This window comes from Catenibacterium sp. co_0103, from assembly GCF_004168205.1.
Classification (GTDB): Bacteria; Bacillota_I; Bacilli_A; order Erysipelotrichales; family Coprobacillaceae; genus Catenibacterium; species Catenibacterium mitsuoka_A.
In genome coordinates this window covers 1-5,595 of sequence record NZ_RCYB01000115.1, presented here as the reverse complement: position 1 = coordinate 5,595, position 5,595 = coordinate 1, and the positions used below count along the sequence as shown (strand labels likewise).

Annotated in this window: 7 protein-coding genes; all 7 read left to right on the top strand. The window is 33.6% G+C overall.

Annotation, left to right across the window (positions count from 1 at the left end; genetic code table 11):
• Positions 1-168 precede the first annotated feature (168 nt).
• Positions 169-297: a hypothetical protein gene (locus EAI80_RS13970; protein ID WP_255452571.1), complete on the top strand. Its 129-nt coding sequence runs from the start codon at positions 169-171 to the stop codon at positions 295-297.
• Between the two features lie 14 nt (positions 298-311).
• Positions 312-872, top strand: coding sequence for an MATE family efflux transporter (locus EAI80_RS11720; RefSeq protein ID WP_161220352.1), 561 nt, complete (start codon positions 312-314; stop codon positions 870-872).
• Positions 873-902: 30 nt separating this feature from the next.
• A complete protein-coding gene (lepB, locus tag EAI80_RS11715) occupies positions 903-1,394 on the top strand; it encodes a signal peptidase I (RefSeq protein WP_129982183.1) in 492 nt (163 codons plus the stop codon).
• Between the two features lie 194 nt (positions 1,395-1,588).
• Entirely contained in the window at positions 1,589-3,340 is a 1,752-nt protein-coding gene (locus EAI80_RS11710; RefSeq protein ID WP_129982182.1) for a phosphoenolpyruvate carboxykinase, read from the top strand.
• Positions 3,341-3,461: 121 nt separating this feature from the next.
• On the top strand, positions 3,462-4,220 hold the full coding sequence (locus EAI80_RS11705) for an SDR family oxidoreductase (RefSeq protein WP_129982181.1): 759 nt from the start codon (positions 3,462-3,464) through the stop codon (positions 4,218-4,220).
• A gap of 142 nt (positions 4,221-4,362) precedes the next feature.
• Positions 4,363-5,076, top strand: coding sequence for a hypothetical protein (locus EAI80_RS11700; protein WP_129982180.1), 714 nt, complete (start codon positions 4,363-4,365; stop codon positions 5,074-5,076).
• Between the two features lie 15 nt (positions 5,077-5,091).
• Positions 5,092-5,505 carry a hypothetical protein gene (locus EAI80_RS11695; RefSeq protein ID WP_129982179.1) on the top strand — a complete coding sequence of 138 codons (414 nt, stop codon included), beginning with the start codon at positions 5,092-5,094 and terminating at the stop codon, positions 5,503-5,505.
• The last annotated feature ends 90 nt before the right edge of the window (positions 5,506-5,595 follow it).

Genomic DNA, 5,595 nt, shown 5'->3' with positions numbered 1-5,595 from the left:
GTAGCAGAGTAAACTCTGCTGCAAAGGGTGCTGTCAACCACCCTATGATGTAACGCCACTTTAGATAGCAATATCTACTGGGGTTAAAGGTCGGAGGTGTAAATCGTTAGTACGACTGGGCAGTTACAAGCCCATGACCTTTAGGTCGTGAGTAGTTGACCATGTGTGATGAATAATATACTAAGATATGAAGGACAGGCATCACTTGCAATGATTGGACTCACATCTGGTTCTATTATTAATATCTTTGGTGATTATATTTTTATGCGCATATTTCATTATGTCGTCAGGGATTAAATAGTATCAGTGTTATGACTCTTAACTTTGCGGCAGGAATTTATGGAGATGAAGCAATTGCGGCAATGAGTGTTGTGAGTCGTATATCTAATCTCATCTTCTCAGTAGGAGTAGGAATAGGTCAGGGTTTCCAGCCAGTATCTGCATTTAGCTATGGTGCTAAACGATATGACCGTTTGAAACAGGTATTTATCTTCACAGTGACTCTTTCTACTATTCTATTAAGTATTATTAGTGTCATCTGTTTATGCTTCACAAAACCGCTTCTCTTACTCTTTACACAGGATAGTCAAGTACTCTCTATTGCGCAGCTTGCGATGAAATTTGAATGTATTGCGATATTCTTCATGGCTATTAGTATCGGCGCAAATATGTTATTCCAAAGTATTGGTAGAAGTGTCATAGCGACATTCCTAGCTGCTTTAAGAAGTGGTTTGGCTTTTATCTCACTTGTTATCCTATTGCCTCACATATGGGGTATTACAGGTTTAGCCTTATCTCAGCCTATAGCTGATTTATGTGCAAGTATTATTCCTATTCCCTTTATTTTTAGTTTATTCAAGGAATTATCCTAAAACTATGGTATAATCGTTTCGGTGATTAAAATGAAAAATATGAAACAAACAGTATTAGAATATGTAAAAGTAATTCTTGTGACAGTAGTTCTTACATATGGTTTCTTATTCTTTGTCCAGATTTCTCATGTAGAAGGACAATCTATGGAACCTAATTATCATGAAGGGAACATTGTCTTAGTTAATAAGCAGTTCTATCATTATGATGATGTAAAATATGGTGATGTTGTCATTGCAAAATGTAATATATTAGGACAGCAGAGACAGATCATTAAAAGAGTCATTGGCAAGCAGGGGGATACAATAGAATGTATTGATCATGAACTCTACCGTAATGGTAAGAAAGTCAATGAAACATATATAAACGAACAAATGACAGACACCAACTGGACTTATACAGTTCCTAAAGGTGATGTCTTTATTATGGGGGATAATAGAAACCATTCTACTGATTCTCGTTATATAGGTGCTGTTTCTTTTAAGAAAGAAATAGTCGGTAAAGTATTCTTTAAGGCCTTCTAGTAAAGGTCTTTTTTATATTACAGATTAGATTTAACTAACTTAGCAAGCAAAATATGGGAATTTACTAAATTCCATAAATAATAACGCTTACATATGATAATTACAAAATTAGGCTTTGCATATTGTAAATATCTCTGTTATTATGGGGTAAAATAGATAGGAGCTAACATAATCTATTTAGAAAGGATGAAAAAATGGCTAAGAAATTCGAAATTACTAGAGGTAATGCAATCTTAAACTTCTCTGAAGAATTCTGTCAGAGTAGATGTGAATTAGTGGAAAGTGAATCTTTCTCTAAAGTATTGGAGAAATTCATTAGGAATCAGCGCAGATTAGAAACACAGTTATATATTTATTTACATGAACGCAATGCGGATGATTTCTTCTTATTAGGAGATTTAAGAAGCATTTTCAAGTTATTACTTGTACTTGATGCAGAACAGGTTTGTGCATTAAGACCAGAATATGCAGTGTATTTTGAAGATCGTGATATGTTCGTAAAGTTAATTGAAGACATTTATTTATACTGGAGAAAACTTCAGAGATATGCAATTGTTTTCAATGACTCAAAGAAATCAGGTTACCAGAGTGTACAGTTCGCTGATGCTCAGGAAGAGTTTGAAAAACTTGTATTAGAAGTATATCGTTCAATGCAGAGAGCTGTAGGTAAGAACGATAAGGTATTAAGACAGATTACAGCAGGTGTGAATGCTGGTTTAACTGTTACTCACTTAACTACAGGTTTACCTGATGATTATGAATGTTTAAAGGATGTTCCATTCATTGAACAGGTTGTTATTCATCCACCATTTATCACTTATTCTAAGAGAAATAAAAGAGATGGTGTATTCCCAGAAAGTAGAACAAATCCAGTTACTGATTTAACATTTAATCCTGATCAGTGGTTATGTTACCCTGCAAAGGTTGGTAAGTTATTATGTTTCGTTTACTTCAATACTAAGTTTATGGCACAGGGCGTTACTTTATGTAACTTATTTGAACTTGCTGATGAATCAGAATATAGACATAATAAACCAGATCTAGTATATGTATATGGTTATGAAGATGGTAAGAAGGATCAGTCATTCTTCCAGGATGACAAGAACGATATGATGGTTGCTAAACTATCAGCAAGTGATGAATTCGATTACTTCGGATATATGAAGAAGATGTGTTTAACACTTCACAACGTATCTAACATCAACCACCATAAACTACCTATCCATGGTGCTATGATCCAGATGAAGTTACATGATGGTTCTGAAAAGAATATCGTTGTAATGGGTGACTCTGGTGCTGGTAAATCAGAAACTATTGAACAGATTAAGGCTTATGGTGAAGCTTATATCGAAGATATCAAGACTATCTATGATGATATGGGTTGCTTATCATTAGTTGATGGTAAAGTAAAGACTTCAGGTACAGAAGTTGGTGCCTTCGTTCGTCTTGATGACTTAGATGCTGGTTACAGCTTTAAGGAATTAGATAGATCTGTATTCATGAACCCAGATAAGGTCAATGCACGTATCGTAATTCCTATTACTGATTATAAAGATGTTATCGCTGATCATGATGTAGATATCTTCTTATATGCTAATAACTATGAAGCTGAAGGTGAAGCCTTAGAATTCTTTGATAATGAAGAAGATGCATTAAAGGTATTCAGAGCTGGTAACCGTATGGCTAAGGGTACTACTACTGAATATGGTTTAGTTGGCTCTTATTTCGCAAACCCATTTGGTCCAGTTCAGAGAAAAGAACAGACAGAACCATTATTACAAGAATTCTTCCATAAGATGTTTGAACAGGGTGTACAGGTTGGTGTACTTCGTACAAGACTTGGTATTAAGGGTCAGGAATATGATGGTCCTAGAACTGCTGCAAAGACTATCTTACACTATGTAACTGGTGATAATGATCTTAAGGAATTACCAGAAGAACAGTAATATTCCAAACACTTCAAGATTATTCTTGAGGTGTTTTTTTATACAAAAATAGATGAATTTGATTATTCACTCTATGAATACGCTTACAGTTATGTTACTATTTTAACAAGGAGGCTTAAATATGGGTAAATTAGATAATAAAGTCGCTATCGTTACAGGCGGTAACGCAGGTGTTGGTAAAGCTATTGCAAAATTATTTGCAAGTGAAGGTGCAAAGGTTGTTATTTCAGCAAGAAGAAAAGAAGTATTAGAAGAAGTAGGTAAAGAAATTGAAGAAGCAGGAGGTACTGTATTATGTGTACCTACTGATATTTCTAAGATTGATGATGTAAAGAACCTAGTTTCTAAAACTGTAGAAGCATTTGGTAAAGTAGATGTATTAGTGAATAATGCAGGAGTACTTGATAAAGGATTAAATGCGATTGATCGTATTGATTACGATGACTTAAATAGAGTTATTGATATTAACCAGAAGGGTACAATGTATTGTATGTCTGAAGCATTAAAGGTTATGACAAGTGGTGCTTCTATTGTGAATATTGCAAGTGTTGCAGGTCAGTTTGGTGCTGGAGGAGCTGTTTACGTTTCTACAAAAGCAGCTATTATTGGTGTTACTAAACATACTGCAATGCGTTTTGCGAAAGAAAATATTCGTTGTAATGTGATTTGTCCTGGTAGTATTACTACAGATATGGCAGCAGGTTTAACAGCTGATACAATGGATATGAAGATGATGGGTGCTATGAGTGCTCATAGTGATTTATCCCTTAAACCATGTAGTCCAGAAGATGTTGCAAGAGTCACTCTTTTCTTAGCAAGTGATGATGCAGCGCCTATTACAGGACAGGTTGTAGTCACTGATTATGGTGTAGACTTATAATAGAGTGCAGCTTAGGCTGCACTTTTTCAATGTCTTTTATGCTAGAATTTATGTCTCTTGTGCAGAAAAGATGGTCAATAAGTTGTATCTTGGGTATGATTTAAATGTCATCTAGATGTATATTAGTTAAGGAGGAATAACCATGAAATTATTAAAAATATTGTTAAGTATATCATTGATTTCTTTAAACATAAGTGCTGTTGCTGCTAATTGCAAGGTAAAAAATCAAAATATGAATTTAAATGAGTTGATTAATGCTAATAAAGTTGATGTTGAAGCTGAATTAAAAAAAACAATGGAAGAATATAGAAATGATTGCTTAAAAAGCAATGATAAAAATCAGATTGATAAATTGAATAGTTTGATTGAAGCTTGTGAAAAATTATTAAATGACTATTCAAGTGAAGAGTCAGTCAGCACATGTGCTAATCAACCTAATGCTGCTGTTAGTATGGTAGTGGCATATTTTTCTAATAAGAATTATTATTTGTCTAGGGAATTATTATTACATGCAACGATGAATACAAATAAGAAATCCACCTATGTACCAAATTATGGATATGTGTTAAAGTCAACTAATACAATTAAAAAAATTGCAAATGGTGCTTCTACCAAAGGGTCTTCAGTTTTTAATAGTACATCTACAACAGCTGAAGGAGATGCAAAATATTCTATTCATAAATTTGATTTCACCAAAACTAAGGCGAGTAGTAAAACTGTAAAAGTAAGTGATTATTATGATTATGGTTCCGGAGATTATGATGGATTAGCAGGCATTGCTGTTGATGCAATGAAGAATGCGCAAAAAAATGGATCAATAGTGCCATTTAAAGTATCTATTACAGTTTCTGTTTAACAGGTAGTAAGCACTATGAAATCTAAAAAAATATTTATCGTACTTATGACACTTATCGTTGTTGTGATTGTCTCTACGTTTCTTCATTATAAGAACATGAATTATATATCTGAAAACTGGAATATCGACTTCCCTTCAGAAAATACCATTGTCTATCAAGTAAAACCTTCTCCTTCATTTACTAATGATGGAATATATTATGAGGTACAGGAAGTTAAAAACAAAAGTCTTCCCATTACATTGAATAATAAGAAGAATAATGAAATAGAAGAAGAATTCAATAAATATATCAAAGAAGCAAAAGTATCACAAAAGCAGTTGCCAGACTTCACTCAGGATTATAAGTATTATAAGAAAAGTGATGTAGGAAGATCACTGATTGTAGTATCTCAGGATCAATTGCTGTATATTGTATCTTATAATCTATAAAACGCCTCGTTAATGATATGATGACCTCCCAGTAGACAGTGTAAATAATTAAAAGCACTGTTTGCTGAGGAGGTTTTTCTTATGGGAAGA